General features: G+C 66.2%; 13 protein-coding genes. 4 read left to right on the plus strand and 9 right to left on the minus strand.

The annotated features are described in order from the left end of the window. Positions 1–31: 31 nt before the first annotated feature. The 4 genes from RBB84_RS21430 to RBB84_RS21445 are packed head-to-tail and all read right to left on the minus strand — an operon-like array spanning position 32 to position 4,122. Positions 32–754, minus strand: coding sequence for an ABC transporter ATP-binding protein (locus tag RBB84_RS21430; RefSeq protein ID WP_019290435.1), 723 nt, complete (start codon positions 752–754; stop codon positions 32–34). Next, the gene (locus tag RBB84_RS21435; protein ID WP_024102578.1) at positions 730–1,617 is read right to left on the minus strand and encodes an ABC transporter permease; all 888 of its coding nucleotides are present in this window, start codon (positions 1,615–1,617) and stop codon (positions 730–732) included. The genes RBB84_RS21430 and RBB84_RS21435 overlap by 25 nt, the downstream gene beginning before the upstream one ends. A 25-nt stretch (positions 1,618–1,642) precedes the next feature. Next, positions 1,643–3,046, minus strand: coding sequence for an LLM class flavin-dependent oxidoreductase (locus RBB84_RS21440; RefSeq protein ID WP_006553318.1), 1,404 nt, complete (start codon positions 3,044–3,046; stop codon positions 1,643–1,645). A 20-nt stretch (positions 3,047–3,066) separates the two neighbouring features. After that, positions 3,067–4,122, minus strand: a complete 1,056-nt coding sequence (locus RBB84_RS21445; RefSeq protein WP_350246775.1) for an ABC transporter substrate-binding protein — start codon at positions 4,120–4,122, stop codon at positions 3,067–3,069. 219 nt (positions 4,123–4,341) lie between these two features. Here RBB84_RS21445 and RBB84_RS21450 point away from each other — a divergent pair, with 219 nt between their 5' ends. The 4 genes from RBB84_RS21450 to RBB84_RS21465 all read left to right on the plus strand — a co-directional run bounded on the left by RBB84_RS21450 (position 4,342) and on the right by RBB84_RS21465 (position 9,517). Then, complete coding sequence (locus RBB84_RS21450; RefSeq protein ID WP_264720895.1) at positions 4,342–5,763, plus strand: wax ester/triacylglycerol synthase domain-containing protein; 1,422 nt, start codon at positions 4,342–4,344, stop codon at positions 5,761–5,763. 49 nt (positions 5,764–5,812) lie between these two features. Further along, on the plus strand, positions 5,813–6,559 hold the full coding sequence (locus tag RBB84_RS21455) for a Clp protease N-terminal domain-containing protein (RefSeq protein ID WP_220666333.1): 747 nt from the start codon (positions 5,813–5,815) through the stop codon (positions 6,557–6,559). 86 nt (positions 6,560–6,645) lie between these two features. Beyond that, positions 6,646–7,302 carry a superoxide dismutase family protein gene (locus RBB84_RS21460; RefSeq protein ID WP_033098111.1) on the plus strand — a complete coding sequence of 219 codons (657 nt, stop codon included), beginning with the start codon at positions 6,646–6,648 and terminating at the stop codon, positions 7,300–7,302. Positions 7,303–7,399: 97 nt separating this feature from the next. Continuing rightward, positions 7,400–9,517, plus strand: a complete 2,118-nt coding sequence (locus RBB84_RS21465; protein WP_019290428.1) for a catalase — start codon at positions 7,400–7,402, stop codon at positions 9,515–9,517. Between the two features lie 122 nt (positions 9,518–9,639). Here the strand turns inward: RBB84_RS21465 and RBB84_RS21470 are convergent, their stop codons facing one another. From RBB84_RS21470 to RBB84_RS21490, 5 genes are all read right to left on the minus strand, one after another. Beyond that, on the minus strand, positions 9,640–9,939 hold the full coding sequence (locus RBB84_RS21470) for a YbaB/EbfC family nucleoid-associated protein (RefSeq protein WP_350246778.1): 300 nt from the start codon (positions 9,937–9,939) through the stop codon (positions 9,640–9,642). Between the two features lie 13 nt (positions 9,940–9,952). Then, the gene (locus tag RBB84_RS21475; protein ID WP_024102585.1) at positions 9,953–10,594 is read right to left on the minus strand and encodes a hypothetical protein; all 642 of its coding nucleotides are present in this window, start codon (positions 10,592–10,594) and stop codon (positions 9,953–9,955) included. A gap of 157 nt (positions 10,595–10,751) precedes the next feature. Further along, a complete protein-coding gene (locus RBB84_RS21480) occupies positions 10,752–11,498 on the minus strand; it encodes a hypothetical protein (protein ID WP_024102586.1) in 747 nt (248 codons plus the stop codon). 53 nt (positions 11,499–11,551) lie between these two features. After that, on the minus strand, positions 11,552–13,918 hold the full coding sequence (locus tag RBB84_RS21485) for a hypothetical protein (protein ID WP_350246781.1): 2,367 nt from the start codon (positions 13,916–13,918) through the stop codon (positions 11,552–11,554). Further along, a complete protein-coding gene (locus RBB84_RS21490) occupies positions 13,919–14,236 on the minus strand; it encodes a type VII secretion target (RefSeq protein WP_350246782.1) in 318 nt (105 codons plus the stop codon). Positions 14,237–14,253: the final 17 nt, after the last annotated feature.

A 14,253-nucleotide genomic window follows, 5' to 3' on the forward strand; every position in this document is an offset into this window, starting at 1 on the left:
GGGGCGCTCCATCGGAGACAGCGTGGATCGCTCAGACGGCGACCTCGACCCCCAGTGCCTCGAGCAGGGTGCGGCGGTACTCCGCGATCTCGACGACGTGATCGGCTCGCGGATGCGGCAGGTCGATGGTCAGTTCGACGGCGAACGAGCCGTGGTCGAGCACGAGCACGCGGTCGGCGAGAGCGATGGCCTCGTCCACGTCGTGGGTGACGAGCAGGACCGCGGGCCGGTGCTTGGCGCACAGTTCCTGCAGCAGTCCGTGCATCCTGATCTTCGTCAGTGCGTCGAGGGCACCGAACGGTTCGTCGGCGAGCAACAGTTCGGGTTCGCGCACGAGCGACCGCGCCAGCGACACCCGCTGCTGTTCACCCCCGGACAGCTCGGTGGGCCAGGCCTTCTCGCGTCCGGCGAGCCCGACCTCCGCCAGGGCCGTGCGGCCGCGCTCGGCGGCGTCGTCGCCGTCGAGGCCGAGGATCACGTTGTCGAGCACCCGCGCCCAGGGCAGCAGTCGCGAGTCCTGGAAGACCACCGCCCGCTTCTGCGGCACCTCGAGGGTGCCAGAACCGGGCACGCCGTGGTCGAGTTCGGCCAGGGCACGCAACAGGGTGCTCTTGCCCGAGCCGCTGCGGCCGAGCAGTGCCACGAACTCGCCGGGGGCGATCTCGAGGTCGATGTTGTTCAGCACCGCGCGTCCGTCGAAGCCGCGGCTCAGTCCCCGGGTGCGTACGGTCAGTTGCCGATCGTCCTGCGCCATGCCAGCGCCTTCCTCTCTGCCGCACGGACCAGCAGGTCGCTGCCGAATCCGAGGATCGCGTAGACCACCAGTCCGACGATGATGATCTCGGTCATGCCGTAATTGCGGGCCTGGTACATCAGGTAGCCGATACCGCTCGAAGCGTTGACCTGCTCGACGACCACCAGGGCCAGCCACGAGATGGTCACCGCCAGGCGCAGGCCGGTGAAGAAACCGGGCAGCGCCCCCGGCAGGGCGATGCGCCGGACGAACTGGGCGCGGGACAGATCCAGCGTCTCGGCCAGTTCGACGTAGCGGGCGTCGATGCCGCGCAGCGCCGAGTAGGTGTTGATGTAGACGGGGACGAAGACCGACAGGGCGATGAGCAGGATCTTCATCTCCTCGCCGATGCCGAACCACAGGATCGCCAGCGGCATCAACGCCAGGGTGGGGATGGAGCGCTTGATCTGCACCGGTCCGTCGATCAGCGCCTCACCGATGCGCGACAGGCCGGCGGCCAGTGCGAGCACCAGTCCGAGGACGACGCCGATGACCCCGCCGATCAGGGCGCGCTGGACGGAGGTCCACAGGTTCGACTGCAGTCGCCCGTCGCCGATCAGTTCCCATGCGGTGGTGACGACCGTCCACGGCGCCGAGAGGGTCTTCGGATCGAGTACCCCGGTGGCCGAGGTGACGATCCATGCCACCAGCAGCAGCGCCGGGCCGATCGCCAGGCCGAACTTGATCGGCTTGCCGGGAGCGAGGCGGCTGCGGGTCGTGCGCGGCGACAGGTCGGCCGTCGCGCCGGAGTCGGGCTTCTGGTCGGTGTCGGCGTCACCGGCCAGGCCACTGCCGAAACGCCGGGGTTCGACGGAGACGCTCATGGCTCCAGTCCTTTCGTCGGTTCGATCAGACGCCGGACAGTGCGAAGTCGCCGGTGGCGCCGCCCGGTGCGAAATCACCGGTGGCACCGGACAGGGCGAGTTCGTGTGCGTACTGGCTCTCCGGACGCGGCAAGCCGTAGTGGTCGCGCAGGGTGGTGCCGGTGTACTCGGTCCGGAACAGGCTGCGCTCCTGCAGGATCGGCACCACCTGGGAAGCGAACGCCTCGAGGCCCTGCGGGTACTGCGGCGGCATGATGTTGAAGCCGTCGGCGGCGCCGTTGGTGAACCACTCCTCGATGATGTCGGCGATCTGCACCGGCGTGCCCGCGACGACGTTGTGGCCGCGTGCGCCGGCGAGCTTGTGCAGCAGCTGACGCAGGGTCGGCTGTTCGCGCTCGACGATCTTCGCGAAGACCAGGCGGCGGCTGTTGTTGTTGTCGGTGATGTCGCCTGCGCCGGCGAACAATTCGACCGGCACCTTCTCGTCCAACTCGAGCCGGGACACGTCGATGCGGCCCATCTTCTGGAGCTGCCCGAGACCGTATTCGACGATGGTGAGTTCGTTGAACTCGCGATGCAGTTCCTTCGCTTCGGCCTCGGTTGCGCCGATGAACGGGCTCAGGCCGGGAAGGATCTTCACGTGATCGGGGTTGCGTCCGAATGCTGCTGCGCGGGTCTTGATGTCGGTGTAGAAGGCCTGGGCGTCCTCGATGCGCTGGTGCGCGGTGAAGATCGCCTCGGCGTAGGTCGACGCGAAATCGCGGCCGTCGTTGGAGGATCCGGCCTGCACGAGCACCGGGCGCCCTTGCGGCGAGCGGGCCGAACCGAACGGGCCGCGCACCTTGACGTAGTCACCCTCGACGTCGATGCGGTGGATCTTGTCCGGGTCGGCGTAGACGCCGGCGGTCTTGTCGAGGACGAGTGCGTCGTCCTCCCACGAATCCCACAGCTTGATCGCGGCGTCGACGAATTCGCGTGCCCGGGCGTATCGTTCGTGCACGTCGGGGTGTTCGGTGTACCCGAAGTTCGCTGCCGCTGCGTCGGTCGCGGTGGTGACGATGTTCCAGGCGGCGCGGCCACCGGAGATGTGATCGAGCGAGGAGAACAACCGGGCGAGGTTGTAGGGCTCGTAGTAGGTGGTCGACGCCGTGGCGATCAGCCCGAGATGCGTGGTGACCGTGGCCATCGCGGCGAGCGTGGTGATCGGTTCGAGGCCGTAGTCCGGACGGTATTTCACCTCGGTGCGCAGAGCCGGACCGTCGGCGAAGAACACCGCGTCGAGTTTCGCGCTCTCCGCGAGGCGGGCGAGTTCCTGGAAGTAGGTGACGTCGTAGAGACGCTCGGGCACGCTGCCGGAATGGCGCCACGAGGCCTCGTGGTGGCCGGTCGGGTAGATGAAGGCGTTGAGGTTGAGCTGGCGGTTCGTCATGTCGGATTCCCCTCGGAAGGTCAGCTGCGGGTGTGGGAGGCGCCGGTCTCGGCGACCGCTTCGGTGACGACCTCGTCGAAGCGCAGATCGAAGGCGTCGGCGGCGTCGACGGGCTTGGGCAGTTCACCGGCGGCATCGATGACGTCGATGGTGTGCTGCTGGGTCGCGATGAGCTCCTCGTCGAGGTGCGGGAAGGTGGTGATCCCGGAGGTGTCGAGGATGCGCTCGCCGGCCTCGGCCGTCAGGCCCTGGCTCTTCACGAAGTAGGTGTCGATGTACGCGTCGCGGTTGTTGTCGGCCCAGTCGACGGACGTGATGTACGCGGTGACGTAGGCGCGGACCGCTGCGGCGGTCGCCGGGTCGGACAGGGCCTTCTTGCTCGAGTAGAGGTACGAGATGCCTTCGCTGAGGTCCTCGATCTCGGGGCGCGGCAGCGACGTCGCACCCGGGGTCTGCATGTACCGGGAGAAGACCGGCTCGCTCATCGGGGCGGCGTCGATCTGGTTGGAGCGCAGTGCATCCGGGAAATCCGGCAGCGACATCGACACGAGCTCGACGTCGTCGACCGACAGGCCTGCCTTGTCGAGACCGCGGAGCACGAAGGCCTGCTGCGAGGTGCCCTCGGCGTAGCCGATGCGCTTGCCCTTCAGGTCCGCGAGCGTCGTGATGTCCGAAGCGTTCGGGGCGATGCCCATGTTGAGGCTGTTGTTCGTCTGCATGGCCGCGACGACCTGCACGTCGTCACCGGCGACCAGCGACTGGACGGTCATGATCTCGCCGGCCCACGCGACGTCGACCGCGTCGGCGCGGAAGGCCTCGAGGATCGCGGGCGCGCCCTGGAAGGTCGCGAACTCGTACTCGAACGGCAGGGCGTCGAGTTGTCCGGAACCGGTGAGGAGGGACAGCTGTCGCTCACCCTGGTCGGCGATGACGAGCTTGGTGCCCGCCGGGATCTCCGTGGGCAGCGCGCTGTCGGAAGCGAGGCCATCGCCTGAGGAACCGGAGCTACATGCCGCGACCGCGGTCAGAAGGAGCGCGATGACGGCCGCCGATCCGGCACGACGTAGACGGGGCATGGACTTCCTCACGGTACTGGCGATGGGGAGCGAACTTCGACGGCGTCGAAGTCGTCACCGATCCTGTGCGATCCGTCGGCGGGGGACCAGGGTTTGCGTCAGCATGAGCGAAAGGTCCTCGATCCGGCCCATCGGTGCTGTTCGCGGGCCGATATCGCCGGTATCCGCACATCGCGGCGGTTACCGTGCGAGGAGAACCGGAGGCGGGAGGTGGTGCGCATGGGTGCGGACGGTCGGCACATGTCGCAGCCGGATCTGATGTCGTGGCGGATGGAGAAGGACCCCGTCCTGCGGTCCACGATCGTCGCGGTGGCTCTGCTCGACCGGTCACCCGACCAGGAGCGCTTCGTCCGGATGATGGAGCGCGGAACACGTGCGGTGCCGAGCTTCCGCCGCAAGCTCGTCGAATCCCCGTTCGGGCGGACCCCACCGCGATGGGTGGACGACCCCGACTTCGACCTGTCCTGGCATCTGCGGCGCATCGCGCTCCCGCATCCCGGGGGACTGGACGCCGTGCTCCCGCTCGTGCGCGCCGCGGCGATGTCGGCCTTCGACAAGGACCGTCCCCTCTGGGAGGCGACGATCGTCGACGGCCTCGCCGACGGTCGCGCCGCGATCGTTCTCAAGGTGCACCACTCGCTCACCGACGGCATCGGCGGCATTCAGATCGCGAACGAGATGGTCGACTTCGAGCGCGACGGTACCGACCGCGGGCCACTGCCCGAGGATCCGCCGACCTCGGCTCCCGCGTCGGCCCTCGCCGATTCCGTGGGTTGGTACCTCTCGACGGCCGGCGAGATGGTGGAGAGGGGTGTGCCGTGGCTCGTGCGTTCCGGTCTGAGGTCGGTGACGAATCCGGTCGCGGCGCTGCGCAGCGTGGTGGACACGGCCCGCTCGACGGCCCGGTTCGTGCAACCGGTGTTCACGACGCTCTCCCCGGTGATGATCGGCCGCAGCACCGTCCGGGAGGTCGCAGCCCTCGATCTGCCGCTCGACGCTCTGCGGCAGGCCGGACGGGCAGCGAACTCCTCGCTCAACGACGCTTTCCTGGCCGGAATCCTGTTGGGGCTGAAGCACTACCATTCCCGGCACGGCGCGCAGGTCGCCGAACTGAGGGCGACGCTGCCGATCAGTCTCCGGCGCGAGAGTGACGCGATCGGAGGAAACCGGATCACCCTGGCGCGGTTCGCTCTTCCCCTCGATGTCGCCGATCCGGTCGCGTCGATGCACCGGGTGGACCGGATCGTCCGGTCGTGGCGGGACGAACCGGCCGTGCCGCTCTCGTCCGCCATCGCGGGTGTGCTCAACGTGCTCCCGGCCGGTGTGCTGGGTGGGATCCTCGAGCACATCGACTTTCTCGCGTCGAACGTCCCGGGTTCCCCGATCCCGCTGTACATGGCCGGGGCGGAGGTGCTGAGGTACTACCCGTTCGCTCCCACCGTCGGCTCGGCCGTCAACATCACGCTGATGTCGCACACGAGCCACTGCTGCATCGGAATCAACGCAGACTCCGCCGCGGTCCCCGACCTGCCCGTCCTCGTCGAGTCGCTGGTGGAGGGCTTCGGTGACGTGCTCGCGGTGGGAGGCGAGGGCACGCGCATCGAGGTCTCGCTCTCCGCTACGACGACCGCGCAAACCTGATCGTCAACCCAAGGTTGACGCAAACCATGCGTCAACTTAGAGTTGACGCATGGAACCCATTCGGCCGTCCCATCCCATCCGGCTCGACGACCTCATCGATGCGATCAAAAAGGTCCACGACGATCCGCTCGAACAACTCTCCGATGCCGTCATCGCGGCCGACCACCTCGGTGAGGTCGCCGATCACCTGATCGGCCACTTCGTCGACCAGGCCCGACGGTCCGGCAAATCGTGGTCCGAGATCGGGCAGAGCATGGGCGTGTCCAAGCAGGCAGCCCAGAAACGGTTCGTCTCGAAGAGCGACAACGACCTCGACCCCGAGCAGGGGTTCTCGCGATTCACCCCGCGCGCGCAGAACACCGTGATGGCGTCGATGAACGAAGCGCGTGCCACGGGAAGCCCCGAGATCACGCCCGTCCATCTGATCCTCGGTCTGCTCGTCGACACCGAGTCGCTCGCCGCCCGTGCACTCGCGGCCCAGGATGTCGACTTCGCGGCGCTGCGCTCGGCCGCCGTGGCGACGCTCCCCGAACCGTCGAGCGACGTCCCCGAACTCATCCCGTACGACGCGGGTGCCCGCAAGGCCCTCGAGCTGACCTTCCGCGAAGCCCTGCGACTCGGGCACAACTACATCGGCACCGAGCACATCCTCCTCGCGCTCCTCGAACTCGAGAACGGCGACGGCGTGCTCTCGGCGGCCGGCGTGAACAAGAGCGCCGTGGAGAAGAAGGTCGCGGAGGATCTCGCCGCGATCGTCGAGGCACAGAAGGCCGAGGACGGCGAGGCCGGGTCGTAGCACCGGGCAGGACCTGCGCGCCCCCCGCGCGGGCACGTCCCCTGCGGCCAGGTTCGCCGACGGCCTCCTCGGGGTACGTCGAAGTCATGAACACACGTCACGCATGTCTCGTCGCGGGCTTCTCCGTCGCCACGCTCGTGGCTGCCGGGTGCAGCAGCGACGACTCGTCCACCGACACCGAGACCACCGTCGAGACCCCACCCACTTCGCTCACGACCACCACCACCGATTCCATGCCCACGCCGCTGCCCGGGATGAGTGGCGACGCCTTCGGGCTCCCGAACGAGGGAGGCGACGACGACAATGCCTTCACCTACGACGAAGCGGCCGTGCCGGTCGGCGCGACCTTCGACGTCGAATCCGAAGAGGAGAACGGCCGGACCACCGTCACCCTCAGGGTGATGGGTCTGCAACCCGATCGGGACTTCGGGGCGCACGTCCACACCCGGCCGTGCGGGCCGAACCCGTCCGATTCGGGGCCGCACTACCAGAACCGGGTCGACCCGGCGGCGAACCCCGACTCCCCGTCCACCGATCCCGCCTACGCCAATCCGCAGAACGAGATCTGGCTCGACATCACCACCGACGCGCAGGGCAACGCCGAGGCGTCCACGACCGTCGACTGGGAGTTCCGCGACGGCGAAGCCAACTCGGTGGTGCTCCACGCACAGCACACCAAGACCGCACCGGGTGAGGCCGGACAGGCCGGCGACCGGCTCGCCTGCATCGACGAGGACTTCTGACCCGACGGCCCCGCCGCCGCGTTTGGCTGCCGTCCTTCCGGGTAGCCGTGGAAAAGACGTGTCCAGCCCCGACGACAGAACACGAATCGGAGTTCCCATGCCCGCCGACACCCCGAAGATCCCCGGTGTTCCCTCGTCCACCGTGCCACCCGTGGAGGAACCCACGACGCCCACGACTCCGCCCGAGCCCAAGCCCGATCAGGCGGAGCCCGAGGTCAGGACGGCCACCGGCACTCCCGCGGATCTGCCGCGCGGCCGTGCCCAGCAGGGCGAGTACCTGACGACGGCTCAGGGGGCGCGGCTGACGGATACCGACCACTCGCTCAAGGCCGGTCGGCGCGGGCCGATCCTGTTGCAGGATCATCACTTCCGCGAGAAGATCACCCACTTCGACCACGAACGCATCCCGGAGCGCGTGGTGCACGCCCGTGGCGCCGGTGCCCACGGCGTCTTCCGCGCGACGGGTGCCGCAAGCTCGATCACGCGTGCCCAGTTCCTCCAGAAGGACGTGGAGACACCGGTGTTCGTGCGGTTCTCGACGGTGCTCGGTTCCCGTGGCTCGGCCGACACGGTGCGCGACACTCGTGGCTTCGCGACGAAGTTCTACACCGAGGAAGGCACTTTCGACCTCGTCGGCAACAACATCCCGGTGTTCTTCATCCAGGACGCCATCAAGTTCCCGGACGTCGTCCACGCGGCCAAACCGCACCCGGATCGCGAGATCCCGCAGGCACAGAGCGCTCACGACACGTTCTGGGATTTCGTCTCGCTCCACACCGAGGCCACGGCGCACACGATGTGGAACATGTCCGACCGCGGCATCCCGCGCTCCTACCGCATGATGGAGGGCTTCGGCGTCCACACCTTCCGTGTGGTCAACGCCGAGGGTGATACCGCGCTGGTGAAGTTCCACTGGAAGCCGCGGCTCGGCGTGCATTCGCTGGTGTGGGAGGAAGCCCAGCTCATCAACGGCTTCGATCCCGACTTCCACCGCCGCGACCTCGCCGACGCGATCGAGGCCGGTGCCTACCCCGAATGGGATCTCGGCGTACAGGTCTTCCCGGACACCCCGGAGCAGGTCTTCGAAGGCATCGACCTGCTCGATCCCACCAAGATCGTCCCCGAGGAACTCGCGCCCGTGCAGATCATCGGCACGATGGTCCTCAATGCCAACCCCACCAATTTCTTCGCCGAGACCGAGCAGGTCGCCTTCCACCCGGGCCATCTCGTCCCCGGCATCGACGTCACCGACGATCCGCTGCTGCAGGGCCGCCTGTTCTCGTACCTCGACACCCAGCTGACGCGACTCGGCGGACCGAACTTCGGGCAGATCCCGATCAACCGTCCGCACGCACCCGTCAACGACATGTTCCGCGACGGCTTCCATCAGCACGCCGTCCACACCGGTGTCGCTCCGTACAAGCCGAACTCGCTCGACGCGGGATGCCCGTTCATGGCCGGTGTCACCGAGGGTGCCTTCGTCGACCTGCCGGTGGAGGTACCGGCGGCGAAGAAGGAGCGTGAGGTCTCCCGGTCGTTCGACGACCACTACACGCAGGTCCGCCAGTTCTACCTGAGCCTGTCGGAGATAGAGCAGGACCACGTGGCCTACGCCTACACCTTCGAGCTGGGCAAGTGCTACGAGCAGTCCATCAAGGAGCGGCAGCTGCAGATCCTGGCGAACATCGACACCGGGTTGTGCGAGAAGGTGGCGGCCGGTCTCGGTCTGCCCGCTCCGAAGCCGACCGTCGAGGTCTCCGATCTCCCGCAGAGCCCCGCGCTGGCGCAGGTTGGCAAGACGTGGCCCGTGCAGGGCCGGTTGATCGGCATCGTCGCCGACGACACCACCGACGTCGATCAGGTGCTCGCGGCCGTGCAGGCCGTGGACGCGGCCGACTGCGTCCCGCTGGTCGTCGCCCCGCACGGCGGGATGCTCGGGGGAGTCGTGCCGATCTCGCGCACCTTCCTCACGGCCCGCTCGATCGAGTTCGACGCGGTCATTCTGGCCGCTGCACCCGCAGATAAGAGGGTGCAGATCCTCGTGGACGAGACGTTCCGCCACCAGAAAACCTTGGCGGCGTGGGGTCCGGGAGCTGCGGCACTCGAGGGTCTGGCGGCACCGGGTGTCGTCGTCGCGGACGATCCCCAGACGGCGGTTACGCAGGTGCTCGATCTGCTCGGTACCCACCGGGTGTGGCAACGAGACACTTTGTGACAGACCTCACCTGAGACGGGCTTACGGTTTCGGGTGCCCCAAGTTATTCTTTCGTTACCTCTGGCCGCAGCTGATTCTTATCGCTGCGGCCAGTTGTTGTTTACGGGCCGTTCACCTCGAGGTCAGCGCTGCCCGATCCCAGAGACGATGCGCCGGATACGCGGGTCGTCGGCCAACTCGACGCGCGCGTAGCGGGCCTGCTCGTCGGCGTCCGCGGATGCGAGGTCGTGGGCGGCGGTAATGCGAGTCGCGAGCACGTCCGGCGACCAGTTGTACGCCTCGGGCGGGATCTCGAGGGCGACGATGCGGCCGGTCGGGGTGACGCTGATACGGATGTCGTGGACCGATCCGTTGCCTACTATCCGTTCGATCGTGTCCTGCACACGCCTGACGGCGATGGAGAGTTCTTCTGGATACGTCAACACGGTTCCTTTCTCACCAGCCCGGGTAGGCGGGGAGGGTTTCGGGTGGGGTGGGGGAGATGATGGTTTCGGAACTTCTGTAGGGCGGCAAGCTGGGTTCGATGCTGCGACCCCATGCTTCGCATCGATACATCGTTTCGCCCAAGTCGCCCCCGAAGTCGATTCTGAGTCCGGTATCGGTGAACAGATCTTCCGTAGGAGCGGACCATTGGTGCTCGGTGGTGGGGAGAGAAGTCAGGTACTGATCGCTTGGTGTCGGTGGTTCCGGGTCGTGCCTGTGGAGTTGCCCTTCGAGCCGATGTTCCTCGGTGTCACGGGTGAACTCGACAAATTCCTCCTGCCCGGAAAATTGGTTGATGCGATAGTCGCCGTCTCGGACCCTGATGCCCACCTTCGACCATTGGGTGCACACGGTTGCTTTGAACCCAGCCGCCGTATCGAGCACCTGGAGGATGTGCGCCTGAAATGTTCCGACGAGGGATGTTTCCAGCGCAGTTGGGACTTTGCGTGCGTAGGAAGGGACGAGTGCTCCGGCGAACCCGGGATAGGTGGTATCGAGTCCGCCGTAGTGGGCGATGATCATGGATTCGTACGCGGCTCGGGTGAGGATGCTGCGTTGATCCGCAAGGTCGATTCCCGGTTCTGCGGACCACACGAAGGTGGAACTTCGGACCTGTCCGGGTGGTTCGTACTCGGCGGTGATGATGGTCTGGGGCGCAACCGGTGCCGGCGCTCGATCGGGTGTGCAGCTTGCAAGTAGGGATGATCCGACAAGGAATGCTATTGCAGCGCAAATAATTCGGTTCATGTGCTCACCAGCCCGGGTAGGCGGGCAGGGTTTCGGGTGGGGTGGGGGAGACGAGAAACTCGGCCCCGTCATCGGGCACCCCCGGCTCGATGCTGCGTCCCCACTCTTCGCAACGTTTCTTGGCATCGCCGAGATCTGCGCCGAAACTGATCAACCACTCGGTGCCCGCGAAGACGTCCTCCGTCGGCGCGGACCATTGGTGAGTCGCGTCGGCGATGGGAGGAGATGGCGGGCGGGGAGTGGTGCTCGGTGGGACGTTGGGTCGGACCCGGGCGAGGTCGCGATCCTCAGCGGTGGGGTGGTTGAACTCGACTCTCTCTTCGATGGCCGAGCCATGCACAGTGTGATACTGGCCGTCGTCTCTTCGCACTGCATAGTGTGAGGGCTGAATGCAGACGGTCGCGTTGAAACCCTTTTCTGTCTGATGCACCTGAAGAAGGTGCGCTCGGATCGTGCCCACTAGCGCGCGCGTAGCGATGGTATTTATCCTGCGCGCATACCTGGGATCGATCGCATTGCTGAATCCTGGGTAGGTTGTTTCGATACCTCCGTAGAATGCGATCATCATCGATTCGTGCGATGCCCGGATCAATTTTCCACGGTTATCCAGCAGATCAATTCCGGGCTCCGCCGACCAGACGTAGGTCGCGTTGCGAACCTGCTCCGGCGCTTGGTATTCGCTCGCGTCTACGGGAAGGGAAGGGGATTGCTGCGGTGCCGGCTCGGTTTCCGACGTGCATGCGACAAGCATGAAAACGACTAGAGTGGTAACGAGTTTCCGGTTCCCCCGCGGGCACGTTGTTGTCATGCGCCGTAGTTCCACCTTTCTCCTCCGGCCGGAACAACATCGTTTACGAGCACATCGCGAAATCCGTCGGTGCCGTCCCTCTGGTCTGCATAGACGATATTTCGGAGGTCGCCCGCTCCGTTCGAGGCAGATCCGAGATACATGTCCTGGGACCCGTAATCGATCCCGTTTTCCGAAATGATGCTGGCAGCTTGATTCGTCAGGACGTGTTCATCGGCTTTGGTGCGTTCAGGGATAGTGTGACCCTCTGCCTGGCTGAAGGGCATGTCCGCTGGATCCACTCTTCCGGCGTCGACCAACGCATTGAGCATGTTGTATCTCCGAGTATTTTCGGCGCCCGTCTCCGTCAGATACATTTCGGAATCGAACCCCTCGACCCCCGACGGATGCCCCACGTATTGCCCTTCAGCATCGACGATTTCGGATTGCAACAAAACCCCTGTCGAGTACACGAGCGGACCCGTGACCACGCCACCCGGCAACGCCGTCACCGCACCGGTGACGAGGGTTTGGGCCACGGCATACGCGTCTGCTCTGGACTGGTTCCGGTTGTCGATCGCCGCCTGCTCGACCAGCTTCTCGTTCTCGTAGGTGCTGCTCAAACCGACCTCGACGAGGCTTTGCAACCGGCCCGAATACGTTCCGTAGCTGTACTTGTTCACACCGTCGAGTTGTTCGAGAGCGAACCGGCGGTCGAAATCGGTGGCCTGCGCGATTGCTGCACCGTTGAGAAGGGCACCTGCCGCAGGGTCGGTGTTCATGAGGGTGAATACGCGCGTCGCCGGGACCGGGCCGAGTTCACCGAAGCCGCTGGTGGCGGTGGCGTCGTCGACGGAACCGACCATGTCGCCGACGAACGGTGACAGGGCGGTCGCGAAGGAACGGACAGCAACAGGATTGACGTCACCTATGGTCAGGTCGGTTTCTTCCCGGGAGGCACCCGGCATATGGAGGAAACGGTTGAAGTTGTTGTCGGAGTTCCACTCAGACTCCGGCGCAGACAACACCTCGGCCAAACCGAATGCTGCCTCGCCCGCACGTTCGGCTCGGATTACTGCTGCGGGGTCACCCGGGTCGGCGGACAACGCGTCGGCAGCGATCCACTCCGTCAGGCCGGCCAGAGCTGCTCCGTCGTCGGCCCATTCGCGGGTGAGCAGCGGAACGAGCACCTCGTCCCTACTGAAGTCCGCAGGGCTGCCGTCGACGTCGGTGCCGGTGAGCAGGTGATACGACGTGTCGGTGTTCCGGGTGGCGAGGTCGAGGAATGTGCTTGCCGTGTGGTCGTAATAGGAAGGGTCGGGGGTGGGAATGATGTGGGGATCGGCGTAGGTGGGGATGCCCGCCATATATCCGGCGACCCGGCTCATCTCGATGCCCATCTCGGTTCCGGGTCGATACTGAGGGTTGGCCTCGCCGAGTATCGCGCCGAGTCGATCCAGCCGGTCCAGTGGTTCACCGGGGTGCTCGGCGTTCGGGTCGGGTTCGTAGCCGTATCGAATGGTGTCTCGGATGTCCTGCGGCACCGACTCCCACGACCCGCCGTATTCGGGATTCGAAAGGATGAGCAGACCGTTGCCGAGACCGTCGGCCCAGCGCGCCGCGTCGGGGTTGCCTTCGGCTTCCCATGTCTTGTACGTCTCGTGCAGGTTCGCCAGTTCGTCCTCGTCGAGGCTGTTGTAGAAGGCGTCGAGGTACTCGATGCTCGCACCCGACGGTAGCGACAGGGTGCGTCCGATGCGTTCGAGATCGGTATCGCGTGCAGCCCCGGATGCTAGGAGCGCAGCGTCGGCAGCACCGTCCGGAGCATCGATGGAATGTGTGTTCTGGGAACGGAATTCCCCGCCGAACGTGGAGAGCCGGATGCTGACCTGCTCGAGTCGGACGGCGGCGTCTCGATCCAGTTCGTCGAATGTGCGCACCGCCGATTTCAGTTGGACCTCGAAGTTCATGGCGGTGTCGTCGAGACCCGCTTGCACGACGAGGTCGGTCTGCGCGTCGCCCGTGTGGGTTCGGGGTGCCTCGACCCGCGCGTCGTCGTGGACGGTGAAGCCGGCTGCAACCGCGTTGTCGACGATTCCGACGACGGTGGCGCGGGCGGGAATGAGCGTGTTTGCGGCGTCGCGGAGGGCGTCGACCTGCTCGTCGACAGCGCGGCTGATGCCTTGGCCGGCCACCCGATCACTCCACGCACGTGCCGCGGCGGCCGCCCCGCCTTCACCGTCCCATCCACCGAATGTGGAGTCCACATTCCGGTCGACGCGGTGGGTCGACTCCCGGAATGTGTTGTTTGCGGACTCAACCGCGTCGGCAGCCGTGGTGAGCGCAGCCGGATCGAGCGAGCGGATCGCGGAAGGAGACAACATCTACGGGGCCGTTCCTTCGAAGTCGGATCCGACGGCCGCGAGTTGGCGGCCGAATTCCTCCTCGGCCACCTCGTAGTTCCGCGCGGCCGCTTCGGTGGCCTCGGCCATGCGTCGCAGGCAGTTGGCCATAGCGCGGTAGGCGGTGTCGAGTGGTGCTCCCGCGCGTCCGGCGACACCACCGACCGCTGAGGATGGCATCGCGCCCGCTACCGACTCGAGCGCCGCGGACGGTTCCAACGCGTAGATGGTCTCGGCTTCTCCCTCCAGGGCATGGGCCAGGCTCTTCAACGAGTCCGGGTCGACCTTCAGCGTTGACATCAGCTCACCAACTCCTG

The sequence above is a fragment of the Rhodococcus sp. D-6 genome (genome assembly GCF_040256695.1).
GTDB classification, from domain to species: Bacteria; Actinomycetota; Actinomycetes; order Mycobacteriales; family Mycobacteriaceae; genus Rhodococcus; species Rhodococcus pyridinivorans.